Genomic DNA, 13,332 nt, shown 5'->3' on the forward strand with positions numbered 1-13,332 from the left:
AACCGAGCGCACATAATCATGCCACTCGGTTTCCACTTCTTATGAAGTTGTATCTGTCTCCACCAACTGTTTAAGCACAAGCAAATGTTTGGACCAATATTTCTCGAAAAAGGTTACCCAATCCTTCATCTCGGCAAGCGGTTCTGCAATCAGCCTATACTTCGTCTCCCGCCCAACCTTCTTGCTGCTGACAAGCCCTGCTTCCGCCAGTACAGCAAGATGCTTATTAATAGCTGTTCGGCTCAATGAGAAATGCTGCGTCATCGCCGCAATGGATAGTTCTTGGTCAGCAAGCAACTCTAACAGCTTCCGACGAGTCGGATCTGCTATTGCCTGAAACACATCTTGTTCCAAGACTTATGCTCCAATATAAGCAGGTAATCTCTCTTGCACGATCTTCACCCAACCGCTATCCATCACACAGCGAACGGTCTCATGCGGTTGACCGAACTCCGTCATTTTCTCAGCATCCCAACCGGAATGGATCAACGTAAACTCCGTTTGGTTATCTCCGACTGTCTTAAGTTCAAATGCTAAGTGCCAATCTTTACCCCAATCAAAGCCGATACGGTTCGGCGGGTCTAACTCCGTGATTTTACAAGGAGAATCTCCAAAATGTTCAGCATGCAAGGTAAACTCCTTGCCTAGCACCGCTTCAATCGTACTTGGCATCCACCAGCCTGCTAAACCTTCTGCTGTTGAGACTGCTGCCCATACTTTCTCGATCGGTGCGTTTAGTGTTATCTTCTGGCGAATTGCCGGTAATGTATCTTGATTCATTGTGTAGTGCCTCCAATATAATGATTATTTATAACACGTTATGGTGTTACGAGTTATTATAACACCTTTAGGTGTTACTTTGTCCTTTTTCAAGAAAAATTATGTTGGAAAATATTTATGAGGCTCATTTATTCCTGACATATAGGTGTCAACAACGAAAGTTTATGATGAGATCAAGATAACGAGAAGGGATTGAAACTGTATATGGTAAATAAGAAGCAAAGTAAAGTTGGGGTCGTTCTGGCGGGTCTCCTGCTCGCCATTCTAATGGCATCTATGGACAACACGATTGTCGCAACGGCAATGGGCACAATTGTGGGTGAAATGGGAGGACTCGATAAGTTCGTCTGGGCAACTTCCGCTTATATGGTCATGGAAATGGCAGGTATGCCGATCTTCGGTAAACTGTCGGATATGTACGGACGTAAGCGGTTCTTCGTCTTCGGGATTGTCGTCTTTATGATTGGATCAGCGTTATGCGGTCTAGCGGATTCGATTCTCACACTTAGCATCTATCGCGGTATTCAAGGAATTGGTGCAGGCGCGATGGTATCCATTGCATTTACGATTATGTTCGACATTATTGAACCTAAGAATCGCGGCAAGATTACAGGCATGTTCGGCGCCCTATTCGGTTTCGCTAGTATCGCAGCACCACTTGTTGGTGGATATATTACGGATCACCTGCATTGGGAATGGATTTTCTATATTAACTTACCACTTGGTTTAGTCGCACTTGTGTTTATCCTGTTCTTCTACAAAGAATCAGCGGTACACACAAAGCAAAGCATTGACTATGTAGGTGCCTTCTTACTCGTCAGCGCGGTTATCTGCTTAATGCTAGGACTTGAGCTTGGCGGCAAGCAGTTCGCATGGGATTCAGTGCAGATTGTTGGTTTGTTTTCAGGTTTTGCAGCATGTGCCATTACACTCATTTTTGTCGAAAAGAAAGCGGTCGAGCCGATCATCTCGTTCCGTATGTTCAAAAATCGACTGTATACAACGAGTAACTTGATCGCCATGTTCAGCAGTGGTGCGTACATGTCCGCAACTGTATTCATTCCGATTTATGTGCAAGGCGTACTCGGCGGTTCCGCGTCCAGTGCGGGTTACATTCTACTTCCGATGCTTGTTAGTTCGATCATTACAGCAACAGCAGGTGGCTACTTGATGACGAAGTTGTCCTTCCGTACAATTCTTGCTCCAACACTCGCACTTCTCGTAATTGGACTTGGATTACTCGTCACAATATCCGCGGATACACCGCGTTATCTAATCACGCTCTATATGGTTCTTGCAGGTTTAGGCGTTGGGGCTACGTATTCGGTTCTAGCAAACTCCACGATTCACTCGTTCCCTGCTAATCAACGCGGAGCAGCAAGCTCCACACTTAACTTCAATCGTGCACTAGGGATGACACTCGGTATTACCATCTTCGGTATTATCCAAAGTCATGCACTGAATAGTGAGTTAACAGCTGTATTTGCAGGCGCTGGGGCATCTGGTCTTCCTGCCGGTTTCAACATCAGCGACCCTTATATGCTACTGAATCCTGCGCTCAGTCAATCATTAGATTCAAATGTGTTGTCTGCTATTCAACAAGCACTATCCTCTTCGATTAGTACGACATTCGCTTGGAGTCTCATTCCAGCTGCACTGGCTGTATTTGCGGCCATTCAGATGAGAAAAGAACGTTTCAGCATATCCGAAGTCCATGGCGATGAAGAAGGTTATGTTACTGCGCATTAACAATGCGTTATGATAGGTAGATAAGTTGTTGAAACGGAGGAACTGACATGAAACTTGAGCGGATGATGGCGATCACCATCCTGCTTCTAAACCGTAAACGTGTGCAAGCACAGGAGTTAGCAGACAAGATGGAAGTTTCACTGCGTACCATTTATCGGGATTTGGAATCACTGAACATGGCGGGCATCCCAATTGTTTCGTATACCGGCTCAGAAGGCGGCTATGAGATCATGGACAGCTTCCGACTCGATCGACAGATGTTATCTTTTGATGAATTAATCTCACTCTCCACTGCCCTGCGTGGTCTCAAATCCACGCAGGCAGTGGAGCATACGCATATGGATCGCTTGCTCGATAAAGTAGGTGCACTCGTCACCCAAGCTGAACAAGGGAAAGCAAACACGAGTGAACAAGTGCTCGTGGACTTCACACCTTGGCGGAATAATGAAACCGAGAAGATCAAGTACGAGTCGCTTCAAGCGGCTGTTCAGGGTACAAAGCTCATTAAATTCGGTTATACCGATGGGAAAGGTGAAGAAACCGAGCGCCACGTAGAACCAATTGGACTTGTGCTCAAGGGCTACTCCTGGTATCTCCATGCCTACTGTCTGACCCGCCAAGACTACCGCATCTTCCGACTCTCTCGTGTGCAGAATCTACTGTTGATGCCAGATACGTTTATTCGCAGAGATGTTTCGCTCGCAGAGTTAAACAAGCGCATGGAGCGTCCGCATTGGACGAATAATGGCAGATCAGAACTGACGCTTCAATTCTTAGGTGACGCTAAGGTCGCGGCTGTCGATCATTTTAACGATGACTCGATTGAAAAATTGCCTGACGGATCCCTGCTCGTCCATACCTCGCTTCCAGATGGCAAATGGCTGCTCGGCTTCTTGCTGCAATATGGAACGAATGTCATTGTTCACAAACCAACTAAGCTCGCTGCCGATATTAGACAGACTGCCTTGCAAATTGCATCTTTGTATCAAGATTCAGGTCAATTAACGGAGAGGAAGGATTCCTGATGAGTCTTAAAGGTCAAGTCGCTATTATAACAAGCGGTTCCAGCGGTATAGGACGCGCATCTGCGCTGTTACTTGCTCAGCGCGGCGCTAAAGTTATTGTTCATTATTCAGCGCGTACAGCAAGCCAAGCAGCAGAAGCAGTCGTTGCCGAAATTCAAGCGTTAGGCGGCAAAGCAGTCGCTGTTCAGGCAGATTTACTTCAAGAGAATCAAGTACAGGAACTCGTTCTCACGGCAAAAGAAACCTTCGGTTCCATCGATATCCTCGTGTGTCATACCCCTTCTTATGCAGAGGCGAAGCCTTTTGCGGAGATGTCTTGGGAACTATTTGCCAAACAAATGAATGATGAATTGCAGACGGCGTTTCTAACGACTCAAGCGGTAATTCCTCATCTAATTGAACGACGGTCAGGGAGGATTGTGTATGTATCTAGCACGCTTGGCAAAGATCCTTCACCCCACATGATTGCACAAGGTACAGCTAAGGGCGGATTGAACACCTTCGCGCTGTACATCGCGCAAGAATTCGGTCCACATGGAATTACAGCTAATGTGGTTGCACCCGAGCACGTCCACTTGGATGAAGCATTTGCCTTAACGAAGCAAGAAAAGCAGATGCTTGGCAGCTTCACTCCACTAGGTCGTGTGGCAGAACCAGAGGATGTGGCGAGTGTGATTGCTTTTCTTGCAAGTGAGGATGCGCTGTTCTTGAGCGGAACTTATACACCCGTGACGGGTGGGCTAACGATGGAGGGGTAGTTATCGCTATTTTAAAAGAGAAAAATACAACAACGAATCGATCAATGGAGTTCATAATCCTGAGGCATGACCCAGACCCTGCTGATTAAATCATTGTCGATGATATGGACCTATTTTTTCCGAAGATGCTGTTTCAAGAGGATATTGCTGCTTTTGTAGCTGAACTTGAACAAGAGGTTGCCCTGCAAGAGCAGAAATAATAGCGAGAACCCCGTGTTACCGACTGGTAGCGCGGGGTTCTTTTTTATATGGATTATTCCGTGAATGCCCCGCTTTATTAAATAGTCGATACAGAACAAACCCTATACTTGCACCAAGCGTATTTAGCATAAGATCATCCACATCAAATGAACGTATAAAAGTGAATATCTGCATCACCTCAACTAAAAGTGAAGTGAAAAATCCTAAAAATACGATTGCCCAAAACTTGTTTATATTAAATCTTTGTGGAATTGAAAAACCTAATGGCATAAATAAGAGGATGTTCCCAACGATATTCCTGAATGCAACCATCTCATTAGAATGAGTCAGTTGACTATTTATGGTCGCAAAGGGCGTCAGGTTCACCAGTTGATATGCAGCTCCACTCTCCATATGTGAATACACATTTAACGGGAACGGAAATAGGGTTAAGGAATAAATAAAAACGACGGAAAAATAGAAAAGACCTTTATTCCATTCGTTTTTTAAAGAGAATTGATTGTGAATAGCTAACACTACCACTCTATAAATGATCCAAGGAATTGCTAACAGTATAATTGAGTCTAATCTAATCAAATTATGATCTCCTATCAGCTTAGCTACTTCTGCTTATCTTCTAGAATGCCGTCACAATCACACCATCCACGTTGTTACCAGATACTTCGTACTGACCCTTACTAGGAACCGGGATCTTCGTATCTTTCTTCGACACAGGGTAATAAGCGACATCATAATGCTTCTCACCAATTGTAATCGTGAGCTTCTTCTTCTCTTTAAGATAGTCCAAGTACTCTTCCAGTGTTAAATTCTCTTGTTTCATAATAATGCTGTGCGGTAGTCCCACATAGCGAAAATGCCAAGGCTCGTACTGAATGCCTGTAATCTCCGTCTTATCTTTCGGATAACGCAGAATAAACCCATACGTCCAGGCATGCTCTAGCAGCCACTTTCCTTCTGGTGCTCGATTCATCTCCGCTTGAGAAGAGCCGATATCTAGCGATAACCCGAGGTTATGCTCACTATAACCAGCTGGCAGCGCGTAATCCGCCCCCATTTCCTTATACAGCTGGGTCTGCTCAGCCTCATCCCGATAACCGCTGCTAATGAGAAAACGGTTGACCCCATCTTTCGCAGCCTTCCCAATCATGTCGATAAACTTCTCAGCGACACCTCTAGATAATTGAATCTTGGTGTTCAGTAAGCCATATCCTTGAAGCAATTCTTTACTGCGAGCCAAATTCACCACATCATCAACCACACCACTCGCATGCACAGGATACTTTCGATTAACTAACAGCAAATTGCCTTGGTGAACCTGATCTTGACCCACCTTAATTGTCTGATCATGATTACCAGATGAAGCTTCCTCTACCTTATATCCTTCAATTTCGTTCGGCGCTTGTACAACTTTCATAATATATTTACCAGCCCCATAGCCAATCACCAATAAGGCAATAACTCCAACCAAATACCACTTTTTCATTTTTCGTTCCTCCTATTTATCTTGCATTTAGGATAACGAAAACTTTTTAAATAAGAAGTGGTGTAAAGTTTAAATTTTTCTTAAATCGATAGAGGTAGTCGAATTTCAAACACCGTTCGGATCATGCTGCTTTGTGCGGTAATGGTGCCTTGATGCTGCTCGACGATATTTTTTGCGATGAATAAACCTAGCCCTGAACTTCCACTCTGCTGCGTGCGTGCTTGATCACCCGTGTAGAACATCTCGAATAGGTGGGGCAGCTCGTCCTCCGGAATACAGTCTCCATAATTAACCACTTGAACCACAGCATAATCTTCTTGGCGCGAACAATGCATATCCACGTATTGTCCGTCCTTCCCATATCGGATCGCGTTCGTTAGCAAATTCTCGAATACACGCGCAAGCAGTTCACCATCGGCTTCAATCTGCACATCAGGTGCCACATCCATCCGCGATGTTAAGTTCGCTTGCTCCAGCACCGGATACATCTCTTCGTTTAATTGCGTAAGTAACTCCCCTAGATCAATAGGCTTCTTATCCAGCGTCAGCTTGCCATAATTCATTCGCGTAATCTCGAACAACTCGTCAATGAGCTTCTCCAGCCGTCTAGACTTCGTATAGGCAATCGTCGTGTAATGTTTCACTTGCTCTTTCGATAACTCTGCATCCCGCAGAATAAAATCCAGATAACCGAGCACAGATGTCAGTGGTGTACGCAGGTCATGGGCCAAGTTCAAGATCAACTGATCCTTACTACTCTCTGCAAAATCGCCCCGCTCCACCGCCGCTTGCAGCTTCTGGCTTGCTCTATTGATGTCGTCGGCAATGGATTGAAATTCATCATGTGTTGAAATTTGTACACGATAATTGAAATCACCACTGGCTAGACGTGAAATTCCCCGTGATATCTCGTCAAAATAACTCGCGTACGACCTTGTCAGTAGGTAAAAGAATATAACGGCAATCGGAATAAAAACGAGCAGGAAGAAATTAAAATCGCCTACGTAGTCGATAAAGCGCCGAACTTTCGCAAGCGGATTTTCCATCTTCACCCCTTTATAATAGAACTGCAAAATTTTGTATAGGAGGAACGTAACAGCGCCAGAAAGCAGCATACTGAGTCCGAATAATAGCAACATCTTCGAGCGAAAGCTTCCATGCTTCTTATCCATTGAACGTATACCCCACTCCCCACACCGTCTTAATCCACTTGTTCTTCGTATCTTCGCCTAGCTTCTTCCGCAGCGTACGTATATGCACCATGACAGTATTGCCGCTCTCGTAGTAAGCCTCTTCCCATACTTGTTGAAAAATGTGCTCTGCACGAAACACCTTCTTCGGATGAGACGCAAGTAGATATAGAATATCGAACTCCTTCGGCGTAAGTTCCACCGATTGATTGAGTGCAACCACAGTCCGTTGCTCGGGATCAATGATCAACCCAGCAGTCTCTATGACTAAGCGATTTGATGTAGATGGCTGATTGAGCAGTTTCGAGCGCCTAAGTTGCGCATTCACCCGTGCCACCAGCTCCATTGGATTGAACGGTTTCGTCATATAATCATCTGCACCCATCACAAGTCCCGTAATCTTATCCATATCCGATGATTTGGCACTCACGAATATAATCGGCATCGGATTCGTCTCCCGAATCTGCCGTGTCACTTCATATCCATCTAGCTTTGGCATCATGATGTCCAAGATGGCTAGATCTATCGCATGCGATTGAATCGCTTGGATGGCCTCTTTACCATCAGCTGCTTGGATGATGTGATAGCCCTCTTTTTCAAGATGCAATGCAATTAAATCGGCAATCTCCTTCTCATCATCTGCTATTAGGATCGTCGTTCTTTTCATCTTCTCAAGCCCTCCGTACGAATCAATATGATGTGATCATTGTACTTCAATTGGATTAGAAAATAAAAAAAGCGTACTCGACTCATGTTATCGAATACGCTTCTTGGTTTCTATTTACTCCCAAGTCTCATCTAAATCTTCGGCATAAGCTGTAATTCCTCGTTTAAAATAATGCAGTTTCTCATCCGTTGTCGAATCCATTAGATTCGAAATTAGGATTTCCACGGACTCTTTATACACTTGTGAATTGTACAAGGACATTGCAAGGAACACCTGAATCGCACGATTGTCAGGGAACTCTGCCATACCGCGACGCAACGTCACAACAGCCTGCTCATAGCGACCCAAGTACCTGAGCGTGCTGCCCATGCCCATTAATGCCCGCTCTAGATCTGGACCTGCAAGTCCAAGCTCTAGTGCTCGTTCATATAACGAAATTGCCTCTTTGCCAAGTCCTGAGTTGTCATGTGCAACGGCTGCTTGATAGTAAACTTCTGCCTGATCCGGATAAGTAATCATCATTTCTTGCAAAATCACCCGAACCTCCGCAAGCAAAGCTTGATCTTGCTTCGCTCTTGCCTCTTCGCGCATCTGAATCACTTGATCTAGACGCTCACGCAGCATACCGATCTCCCCCTCAATATAGTCATTCACATTAAATGTTCCACGTTACGTATTCTACTTCTATTGGATCTGACCCTTCCGGTACAACTCACGAGTTTTGTAACCCTCACTCAGAATCGTCTTCATTTCCTCGCGTCTGTTCTCTCTCGTCTCTTCTTGCTTCGCACTATATACATATCGCGCCCAATCTTTCTTATAACCGGGTGTTAGCGACTGATAGAATGCCAGCAGATCCGGTCGACTCGACAAATCTTTCTCCACATCAGGGATCATTGCAATGTAATCATCCACACGCTGACTTGCCGTAGAAGAAGGCTTGTCCAGCTTTGCCTTGCCCTTCGCATCCTCTTTGAACCCGACAACCGTGAACACATCATCAAGCCCGACCATGCGTGCGAACTTAACCGTGCTCGTCCCTACGTAACCATTCTCGTCACTACCTAGACCCTCTAACAGCTCATCGCGATGAATGAACGTTGAGTACACTTTATTACCTTTTTTCGGATAAGCGGTAAATAGGTAACCTCCCGCATTCAGATATCCCTGCTCAATCACATCATTCACAAGAGCCCGCAATGCCTCCATATCCAGCACAAATGCAAATATCATGTCATACGATGTTCCCTGCTGAAGCTGCGTATCATAACCACTTAATTCTGCTAAATAATCGCTTCCTTCTGGTTTATACATTACGGCTACTTGACAAAATTGATGTAATTTCAGCTTTTCTACGATGGTTTTCGTCATGTATGTACAGCCCCTTGTTTACATTCTCTTGTATACGCGCTCTGGCCGTCCGACTGTCCCATAAGAAATATCGGCAACCATTTCACCCTTCGCTACAAAATACTCCAAATACCTTCTTGCCGTTGTGCGACTAAATCCAGCCTGCTTCCCCAGCTCTTCAGCCGTCATGACTTTTGGCCCGTCTTGAATAAAGGCCATGATCTTCTCACTCGTTATTTTGTCTATTCCTTTAGGTAAATAATTATCCTTCTCGCCGCGTTCACCCGAGCGCCACAACAGTTGGTCAATCCCCTCTTGATCGACCTGTTTATTCGCACCGCCAAGACGCTGCATCTGTCCATGATACTTCTGATAAGCCCGCAATTTTTCTTGAAAACGATCAAACACAACCGGCTTGATCATAAAGTCATAAACACCACCGCGAATCGCTTCACGAACCGTATCAAATTCCTTCGCTGCCGTTATGATGATAACATCGGAATGCGGATTGTTCTTCTGAATGTATTGTAATAAATCAAGTCCAAACGTATCAGGAAAATATAAATCAAGCAGTACCAGATCTGGTGTTAAAATATCCAGATGTTCCAGTGCTTGCTGCTTATCTGTCGCAATACCGACTACCTCAAATCCGCCAACTTTTTCGACAAAACGACGGTTAATTTGCGCAATGCGAAGATCATCCTCTATGATGACTACCCGTATCATGGTTTTCCCCCCTAAACTTTGGAATCCTAACAGTAAATACTGCCCCCCCTTGTGGGAGATTGCAAAAGCTAATTGTACCACGTAATTGTTGGATCGATTGCCTTACAATGGATAGTCCAAATCCTCTATTTTCTTTGTCACTTTCTTGTTTCGTTGAGAATCCAACCTCGAACAATTTATCCATTACGTTATCTGATATTCCACCGCCATTATCTTCAATTTCGATAATGAGCTCCTCACCTGTATCCCCGAGTAGCACCTTCACATGTTTATCTTCACTATCTGCTGCAAGTACCGACTCCATCGCATTGTCGATTAAATTACCCATAATCGTCACCAGCTGATTGCGACTCACCGATTCCGGAATATCTCTAAATTTGCTCTGATTATCGATCTCTAGGCTTACTCTTAACTCATTAGCACGATTGAATTTTCCTATGAGGATTCCACCAATAATCGGATCTGGGATCTCTTGCATGAGGAAATGAATCAGATTCTGATGAATATCGGTTTCATGTGTAATAATATCCATCGCTTCCTGATAGGATTCAAGCTGAATTAATCCATATATCGTGTACAGCTTATTGGAATACTCATGTGATTGCGCCCGAAGCGCCTCTGTATAGCGCTTCACTTGAGTCAGTTCCTCTGTTAAACGAAGCAACTCCGATTTGTTACGGAAGCTCGAGACCGCACCAACGACTTGATGTTTATGATCGTAGATAGGTAGACGGTTCACGACAACCATACTCTCATTAATGACCATCTCTTGATCCATCTCGGCCTCGCCTGACTTAATGACCTCAGGCAAGCGGGAATCCGGTATGACATCGCCTACATAGCGCCCAGTAATCTCTAATCTCTCTTCTGGATCGATAAGTTTGAGCGCAGTCTGATTCACAAGCGTAACCGTTCCCTCTGTATTAACCGCAATAATCCCTTCGTGAATCGTCTCTAAGATCGCACGCTTCTCTTGATATAACAAGCCAATCTCCTTAGGCTCTAATCCATGAATCGAACGCTTCACACGATTAGCAATTACAATTGCTCCGCCACACCCAACCAGAAGTGCAATCGTCGCGATCGTGATGACCCAATTGCGATAGGCCTGTGCAGATTGTTCAATATCTTCTACTAGAATCCCGACAGAAACAATGCCAATAATCTGATTACTTTCGTCGATAATCGGTGCTTTACCCCGTAGTGACGGTCCCATCGAACCTACTGCTTTGGAGATGATGGATCTCCCTTCCCACACTGCATCATTATCACCACCGACCATTTCTTTTCCAATTCGATCAGGTAAGGGGTGGGCATAACGAATTCCATCTCGATTACCAATGACAATGTATTCAGCGTCCGTCTCTATCCGAATTTGCTCCACAATCGGTTGAATGACCTCCGATGGGTTTGCGTCATCGAATGCATCCTCAATGACATCCATCAGCGCAACAGTCTTCGCAATTTTTAAAGCAGAAGCACCTATGTTCTTCTCTAACGTATTGACGAGCATGCGCTCAAAGCTAAACGTTAATGCCATAATGATGATGAATAATAGACTGCCTATTAACAAAATAAGCTTTGTTTGTAATCGCATACATAACTCCCCTTGGCAAATAACTTCCTATTAGAAAATTAAAATAGAATTATTCTTAATTGTATTCTAAATGTAAAGTAACTCATAGACTTTTGCTCAAAAAAAACCCGTAAACAATATGAACAAAATTAATAATATGATCGTTTTTCAACTTATAGCGTTATACTGTTCAGCCGAAAATCGAGATGCTAGTATAAATAACAAAATCAGGGTAAGCGCTTTCACATTTGACAATAATACCTGAACCATTTTTAAGGGGGAAATACGTGAATGAAACCATTTACTAAACGATTGTCAATGATCGTTGCTGCTGCACTTGTGACGGCGAGTCTAACTGCTTGTAGCACAAAAACTGGAGGTTCTGCTGCCTCCGATTATCCAACTAAACCCTTTATCGTAACTGCACCATCAGGCGCTGGCGGCGGTTGGGACAAAACAGCTCGATCTTTAACGAAAGTCTTGGGTGAATCCAAGCTAATTAAAGAGACAATGACAGTTGAGAACAAGCCAGGCGGCGGTGGTACGGTATTCTTAGCAAATTATGTAACGAAGGACAGCAATGACCCTTACAAATTATTCGTAAGCTCACCACCCATCCTAATCAACAACTTGAAAAAAGAAGGTAACAGCCCGCAAGGTTATAAAGATGTAACACCACTTGCGCAATTAACGAAAGACTATGGCGCAATCGCTGTACCCGCTGATTCCAAATATAAAGATTTGAAATCTTTAGTTGCTGACATTAAAGCTGACCCATCCAAGATCACGCTTGCTGGCGGTTCTGCACCTGGTTCCATGGACCATTTGATCAGCGTACTTCCTGCATTTAAATCCGGTGTTGATCCGAAGAAAGTGAAGTACTTGTCCTATGATGGCGGCGGCGAGGCAGTTGCTGCGCTACTTGGTAAGAATGCAGATGCAATCGGTACGGACATTTCTTCCCTTGGTAGCTACTTGAAGTCCGGTAAGATTCGTATTCTTGCGGTTACTTCTCCTGAGCGTATGGGTGGTATTTTCAAAGACATCCCAACACTTAAAGAGCAAGGCATGGATTCACAATTCGTGATCTGGCGCGGCGTGTTCGGCCCTAAAGGTATGACAGCTGACCAAGTGAAGTTCTGGGATACGACATTAAAGTCCCTTTCTGAGAATGAAACTTGGAAGAAGGAACTCGTTGCGAACGACTGGGAGAGCGAGTACAGAGGCTCCGCAGATTTCAAGACGTTCCTAGCACAACAAGAAAAAGATGTTCAAGAGCTATTAACAGCACTTAACATGCAAAAATAATGAATTAATCAAGGGAGGATTCATTTCCTCCCTTCCTTATTTACAAGGAGGGTGCGACTTTGAACAAAACTTTCGATCGCTATGCAAGCATCATCTTTTTTCTACTCGGAATTGGTTTCATGTGGAAGAGTACGGAGATAAGCTCGTCTTCTTACGGCAGTACCGTTGGCCCGAACATTCTTCCATTCGGCTTAGGTGCACTACTTGTTATCTTTAGCATTCGCTTGTTCTATGAAGTGTTAAAAGCGAAAAGTGAAAGCAAGAAGGATGAGAAGCTCGACATCAAGAAATTCCTGATCATTTTCGTTGCAGCATTATTCTATGCCTTCTTCTTGGAGTATATCGGTTATATCATCGGTACGTTCGTGTTCCTGCTTATTAGTTTCCAGACGATAGAACGCGGCAATTGGTTGAAATCCATCTTAATTGCTGGTCTATTTTCCGCAGGTGTGTACGTCATCTTTGTTGTCTTATTGGAAGGCTCCATGCCGGGTCTGCCAATCTGGCTATCGTAGTTAT

At 44.3% G+C, this 13,332-nt stretch carries 15 protein-coding genes; 5 read left to right on the forward strand and 10 right to left on the reverse strand.

What is annotated here, in order from left to right; genetic code table 11:
• Positions 1–39: 39 nt before the first annotated feature.
• Positions 40–354: an ArsR/SmtB family transcription factor gene (locus tag NV379_RS09410; RefSeq protein WP_258207029.1), complete on the reverse strand. Its 315-nt coding sequence runs from the start codon at positions 352–354 to the stop codon at positions 40–42.
• 3 nt (positions 355–357) lie between these two features.
• Positions 358–780 carry an SRPBCC family protein gene (locus NV379_RS09415; RefSeq protein WP_258207030.1) on the reverse strand — a complete coding sequence of 141 codons (423 nt, stop codon included), beginning with the start codon at positions 778–780 and terminating at the stop codon, positions 358–360.
• A gap of 204 nt (positions 781–984) precedes the next feature.
• On the opposite strand from NV379_RS09415, the gene NV379_RS09420 reads away from it, so the two are divergent.
• The 3 genes from NV379_RS09420 to NV379_RS09430 are packed head-to-tail and all read left to right on the forward strand — an operon-like array spanning position 985 to position 4,312.
• Positions 985–2,529 (forward strand): MDR family MFS transporter, encoded by a 1,545-nt coding sequence (locus tag NV379_RS09420; RefSeq protein WP_258207031.1) that lies wholly within the window; start codon positions 985–987, stop codon positions 2,527–2,529.
• A gap of 47 nt (positions 2,530–2,576) precedes the next feature.
• Positions 2,577–3,554, forward strand: a complete 978-nt coding sequence (locus NV379_RS09425; protein WP_258207032.1) for a helix-turn-helix transcriptional regulator — start codon at positions 2,577–2,579, stop codon at positions 3,552–3,554.
• The gene (locus tag NV379_RS09430; protein WP_258207033.1) at positions 3,554–4,312 is read left to right on the forward strand and encodes an SDR family NAD(P)-dependent oxidoreductase; all 759 of its coding nucleotides are present in this window, start codon (positions 3,554–3,556) and stop codon (positions 4,310–4,312) included. The genes NV379_RS09425 and NV379_RS09430 overlap by 1 nt, the downstream gene beginning before the upstream one ends.
• A 216-nt stretch (positions 4,313–4,528) precedes the next feature.
• On the opposite strand, the gene NV379_RS09435 is transcribed toward NV379_RS09430, so the two are convergent.
• The 8 genes from NV379_RS09435 to NV379_RS09470 all read right to left on the reverse strand — a co-directional run bounded on the left by NV379_RS09435 (position 4,529) and on the right by NV379_RS09470 (position 11,526).
• Complete coding sequence (locus NV379_RS09435; protein ID WP_258207034.1) at positions 4,529–5,089, reverse strand: VanZ family protein; 561 nt, start codon at positions 5,087–5,089, stop codon at positions 4,529–4,531.
• A gap of 40 nt (positions 5,090–5,129) precedes the next feature.
• Positions 5,130–5,996, reverse strand: a complete 867-nt coding sequence (locus tag NV379_RS09440) for a D-alanyl-D-alanine carboxypeptidase family protein (RefSeq protein ID WP_258207035.1) — start codon at positions 5,994–5,996, stop codon at positions 5,130–5,132.
• Between the two features lie 80 nt (positions 5,997–6,076).
• The gene (locus tag NV379_RS09445; RefSeq protein WP_258207036.1) at positions 6,077–7,168 is read right to left on the reverse strand and encodes a sensor histidine kinase; all 1,092 of its coding nucleotides are present in this window, start codon (positions 7,166–7,168) and stop codon (positions 6,077–6,079) included.
• A complete protein-coding gene (locus tag NV379_RS09450; RefSeq protein WP_258207037.1) occupies positions 7,161–7,853 on the reverse strand; it encodes a response regulator transcription factor in 693 nt (230 codons plus the stop codon). The genes NV379_RS09445 and NV379_RS09450 overlap by 8 nt, the downstream gene beginning before the upstream one ends.
• Positions 7,854–7,967: 114 nt before the next feature.
• Positions 7,968–8,477, reverse strand: coding sequence for a tetratricopeptide repeat protein (locus tag NV379_RS09455; RefSeq protein WP_258207038.1), 510 nt, complete (start codon positions 8,475–8,477; stop codon positions 7,968–7,970).
• 60 nt (positions 8,478–8,537) lie between these two features.
• Positions 8,538–9,224: a YdeI/OmpD-associated family protein gene (locus NV379_RS09460; protein ID WP_258207039.1), complete on the reverse strand. Its 687-nt coding sequence runs from the start codon at positions 9,222–9,224 to the stop codon at positions 8,538–8,540.
• 18 nt (positions 9,225–9,242) lie between these two features.
• Positions 9,243–9,929, reverse strand: a complete 687-nt coding sequence (locus NV379_RS09465) for a response regulator (RefSeq protein WP_258207040.1) — start codon at positions 9,927–9,929, stop codon at positions 9,243–9,245.
• Positions 9,901–11,526: an ATP-binding protein gene (locus NV379_RS09470; RefSeq protein WP_258207041.1), complete on the reverse strand. Its 1,626-nt coding sequence runs from the start codon at positions 11,524–11,526 to the stop codon at positions 9,901–9,903. The genes NV379_RS09465 and NV379_RS09470 overlap by 29 nt, the downstream gene beginning before the upstream one ends.
• Before the next feature lie 270 nt (positions 11,527–11,796).
• On the opposite strand from NV379_RS09470, the gene NV379_RS09475 reads away from it, so the two are divergent.
• Together NV379_RS09475 and NV379_RS09480 are read left to right on the forward strand one after the other, a co-directional pair.
• Positions 11,797–12,813, forward strand: coding sequence for a Bug family tripartite tricarboxylate transporter substrate binding protein (locus tag NV379_RS09475; protein WP_258207042.1), 1,017 nt, complete (start codon positions 11,797–11,799; stop codon positions 12,811–12,813).
• A 59-nt stretch (positions 12,814–12,872) separates the two neighbouring features.
• Positions 12,873–13,328 carry a tripartite tricarboxylate transporter TctB family protein gene (locus NV379_RS09480; RefSeq protein ID WP_258207043.1) on the forward strand — a complete coding sequence of 152 codons (456 nt, stop codon included), beginning with the start codon at positions 12,873–12,875 and terminating at the stop codon, positions 13,326–13,328.
• The last annotated feature ends 4 nt before the right edge of the window (positions 13,329–13,332 follow it).

Origin of the sequence: Paenibacillus radicibacter (genome assembly GCF_024721995.1) — a bacterium.
Classification (GTDB): Bacteria; Bacillota; Bacilli; order Paenibacillales; family NBRC-103111; genus Paenibacillus_AM; species Paenibacillus_AM radicibacter.

Excerpts from the sequence above, each read along its gene's own strand:
- NV379_RS09415 (WP_258207030.1), bottom strand. The coding sequence starts at position 780 with ATGAATCAAGATACATTACCGGCAATTCGCCAGAAGATAACACTAAAC.
- NV379_RS09420 (WP_258207031.1), top strand. The coding sequence starts at position 985 with ATGGTAAATAAGAAGCAAAGTAAAGTTGGGGTCGTTCTGGCGGGTCTC.
- NV379_RS09425 (WP_258207032.1), top strand. The coding sequence starts at position 2,577 with ATGAAACTTGAGCGGATGATGGCGATCACCATCCTGCTTCTAAACCGT.
- NV379_RS09430 (WP_258207033.1), top strand. The coding sequence starts at position 3,554 with ATGAGTCTTAAAGGTCAAGTCGCTATTATAACAAGCGGTTCCAGCGGT.
- NV379_RS09440 (WP_258207035.1), bottom strand. The coding sequence starts at position 5,996 with ATGAAAAAGTGGTATTTGGTTGGAGTTATTGCCTTATTGGTGATTGGC.
- NV379_RS09445 (WP_258207036.1), bottom strand. The coding sequence starts at position 7,168 with ATGGATAAGAAGCATGGAAGCTTTCGCTCGAAGATGTTGCTATTATTC.
- NV379_RS09450 (WP_258207037.1), bottom strand. The coding sequence starts at position 7,853 with ATGAAAAGAACGACGATCCTAATAGCAGATGATGAGAAGGAGATTGCC.
- NV379_RS09455 (WP_258207038.1), bottom strand. The coding sequence starts at position 8,477 with ATGCTGCGTGAGCGTCTAGATCAAGTGATTCAGATGCGCGAAGAGGCA.
- NV379_RS09460 (WP_258207039.1), bottom strand. The coding sequence starts at position 9,224 with ATGACGAAAACCATCGTAGAAAAGCTGAAATTACATCAATTTTGTCAA.
- NV379_RS09465 (WP_258207040.1), bottom strand. The coding sequence starts at position 9,929 with ATGATACGGGTAGTCATCATAGAGGATGATCTTCGCATTGCGCAAATT.
- NV379_RS09470 (WP_258207041.1), bottom strand. The coding sequence starts at position 11,526 with ATGCGATTACAAACAAAGCTTATTTTGTTAATAGGCAGTCTATTATTC.
- NV379_RS09475 (WP_258207042.1), top strand. The coding sequence starts at position 11,797 with ATGAAACCATTTACTAAACGATTGTCAATGATCGTTGCTGCTGCACTT.